2 protein-coding genes are annotated in these 2,624 nt (G+C 54.5%); both read left to right on the plus strand.

Annotation, left to right across the window (positions count from 1 at the left end; genetic code table 11):
• Nucleotides 1-171: 171 nt before the first annotated feature.
• A complete protein-coding gene (istA, locus tag RIG82_00005; GenBank protein ID MEQ9459324.1) occupies nucleotides 172-1,683 on the plus strand; it encodes an IS21 family transposase in 1,512 nt (503 codons plus the stop codon).
• The gene (istB, locus tag RIG82_00010; protein MEQ9459325.1) at nucleotides 1,680-2,450 is read left to right on the plus strand and encodes an IS21-like element helper ATPase IstB; all 771 of its coding nucleotides are present in this window, start codon (nucleotides 1,680-1,682) and stop codon (nucleotides 2,448-2,450) included. The genes istA and istB overlap by 4 nt, the downstream gene beginning before the upstream one ends.
• Nucleotides 2,451-2,624: the final 174 nt, after the last annotated feature.

The raw sequence follows: 2,624 nt of genomic DNA on the forward strand, positions 1-2,624 counted from the left end.
CTGTAAACACCACTCGAATACTGCAGCGCGCCACCGGCTCTATTTCGCCGGTCGAAATGTGCAGCGCTCATAACCCTTGCTCGCTAATTTTGAGCAAGACTTGCGTTTATCGATTGATCGATGCAAGTCGCACAATGCTCAGAATCGCGAGGGAAATGAGTGCTTACCGATATGGACACCTGGACGAACATCCGTCACGACGTTCTCGTGGACGGGATGAGCATGCGTGAGGCGTGTAAGAAATACCACTTGAACTTCCGGACGATCCAGAAGATTCTGTCCCACACGGAACCACCCGGCTACTGCCAGGCGGCCACGCGAAACAAACCGATAATCGGGCCCTTCCTTCCGATCATTCACGAGATTCTCGAAGCCGATAAGCAGGTTCACAAGAAGCAGCGGCACACGGGCAAGCGAATCTTTGATCGGTTGCGTGACGAGTACGGCTACACGGGTGGGATCACGGTTGTTCGCAACGAGATTCAACGGTGGAGGCAATCATCGGCAGAAGTTTTCATGCCTCTCGCCCATCCACCGGGTGAAGCCCAGTTCGACTTCGGTGAGGCGAAGGCGATCTACCGTGGTCGTGAGATCAAGGTGATGTTCTGCGTGGTGTCGCTGCCCCACAGCGACGCCTTCTTCTGCCAGGCATTTCCACGGGAATGCACCGAAGCATTTCAAGAGGGGCACGTTCGCGCGTTTGAGTTCTTCGGTGGTGTTCCCAAGCGAATCAGTTACGACAACTCGAAAATCGCGGTCGCGAAGATTGTTGGCCGCCGAGGCGAGGAGCGAACGAAAGAGTTCTTGCGATTGCAATCGCACTATCTTTACGAGCACCACTTCTGCTTAGTCAGGCGTCCCAACGAGAAGGGCCACACCGAAGGACTCGTCAAGTTCTCGCGTAGCAACTTCATGGTGCCGGTTCCTCAGTTCGATGATTTTGAGGAATTCAATCGAAAGCTGGCCGAGGACTGCCGCCAGGACTTGCAGCGTAAATTACGAGGTAAGGAAGGCACGAAAGCAGAACTGCTCGAAGCTGATCGGCAGGCGATGCTCCGCATTCCGGAAGATCGTTTTGAGGCACGACGTGTCGAAAACTGCAAGGTCAATAGCTTGTCACTGGTTCGATTCGATCGAAACGACTATAGCGTGCCGACGCAGTATGCGTACCGCAAGGTCGTCGCGGTTGGCTCGCTTGATCGCGTGCGGATCGTTGCCGACGACCATCTCATTGCCGAACACGTGCGCGACTGGGGATCGGAAAACGTTCACTACGATCCGCTGCATTACTTGGCGCTCTTGGAGCGAAAGCCAAATTCACTCGACTTTGGCAAGCCTTTTGAGTCGTGGAACCTGCCGGACTCCTTCACGGTGCTCCGCAGACGGTTGGAATCCGATGGCGATGCCGAGGGTCGTCGCGAGTTCATCAAAGTCTTGCGACTGTTGGAAAGCTATCAGGTTAAAGAATTGGCCGAGGCGATCGATCGAGCTTTGGAGATCGGCGCGATGACGGTGGACGTCATCAAGATTCTGGTTCAAGAAGGCCGAGAGTCGCCCGCCAAACTCTTCCGGCTCGACGACCGACCACATCTGCAAGATCACAGCATTCCTGAACCGCAACTCTACAAGTACAGCGAACTGATCCAACATTCCAAGAGCCAACACCCTGAAGAACAATCATGAAGAAACTCGAAACGAAAAGTACGGTGCTGCTCAAGCATCATCTCAAGGCACTCAAGTTGCCGACCATGCACGAGGCGTGCGACAAGATTGCGGCCCGCTGTGCGAAGGAAAATGTCGATCATCTCGGATTCTTGCTGCAATGCTGTGAGCAAGAACTGATTGGCCGTGAAAAACGTGCCGCTGAACGACGTTTGAAAGCGGCAAAGTTCCCCAACTATAAAACCCTCGAAGATTTCAAGTTCGAGGCTCAGCCGACACTCAATCGCCCGTTGGTCAGCGAGCTGATGCGTGGTGAATACATTGAGAAGCGTGAGTCGGTCATCTTGATTGGCCATCCGGGAACGGGGAAAACGCATCTCGCCACAGCCTTGGGTATCGCGGCCTGCGGGCAAGGAAAGAAGGTTCGGTTCCATCGTGTGACCGAACTGATTACGCAGTTGATGGAAGCTCGTGAGGAACGTCAATTGATGCGTATAAAGAGCCAGCTTGCCAAACTTGATCTGCTGATTCTCGATGAGTTGGGCTATGTCCCGGCCAGCAAGCTTGGCAGCGAATTGCTGTTCGACGTGATCTCGGCGGCCTACGAACGGACCAGCGTGATCGTCACCACAAATCTTCCCTTCGAGCAATGGACCGAGGTACTCGGAAGCCAACGGCTGACCGGCGCTGTGCTGGATCGCCTAACCCATCACTGCCATATCCTGGAGGCCACGGGCGAGAGCTACCGACTCAGCGACGCCAGAAGACGCTCCACCAGGAAGAAATAGCCGCCGATTAACGCTAAATCGAACGACGGACACAACTGGCATAATCGGCCTCCCCCATGGGGGAGCACATGCGTTCTTTCAATCAAACCACACTCAAACTAACATGGAATCCTTAAACCCCGAGCGCTGCACTTTCTGACCGACGCGCGCTGCAGTATTCGAGCGGTGTTTACA

The organism is Phycisphaeraceae bacterium, from assembly GCA_040222855.1.
GTDB lineage: Bacteria > Planctomycetota > Phycisphaerae > Phycisphaerales > Phycisphaeraceae > Mucisphaera.